1 protein-coding gene is annotated in these 363 nt (G+C 42.4%); it reads left to right on the top strand.

Going from position 1 to position 363, the window contains the following annotated elements; all coding sequences use genetic code 11:
- The coding region (locus HMPREF9065_RS09865) for a tetratricopeptide repeat protein (protein WP_021615419.1) at positions 1-363 on the top strand (363 nt) is incomplete at both ends.

Here is a 363-nt window from a genome sequence, read left to right as displayed (position 1 = left end):
TTAAAGACATAGCGGAAGCGAAGGATTTATTTGCTCAAGCAGTTGAGCACAACCAAGAACGACTCAAGCTTGCCGAACAGCTGACCGATGAACAAACACGAATTCAAGAGCAAATCTATGCTCAATTTGGGCTTGGTCGTTGTTATTTAGAGCAGGCAATGAAAGTTAAAGACATAGCGGAAGCGAAGGATTTATTTGCCCAAGCTATTGAGTACCACCAAGAGTGGCTCAAGCTTGCCGAACAACTGACCGATGAGCAAACACGAATTCAAAAGCAAATCTATGCTCAATCTTGGCTTGGTCGTTGTTATTTAGAGCAGACAATGAAGGTTAAAGACATAGCGGAAGCGAAGGATTTATTTG

Source organism: Aggregatibacter sp. oral taxon 458 str. W10330 (assembly GCF_000466335.1).
In the GTDB taxonomy this organism is placed as follows: domain Bacteria; phylum Pseudomonadota; class Gammaproteobacteria; order Enterobacterales; family Pasteurellaceae; genus Aggregatibacter.
This window is presented reverse-complemented; position numbering and strand designations above follow the sequence as displayed.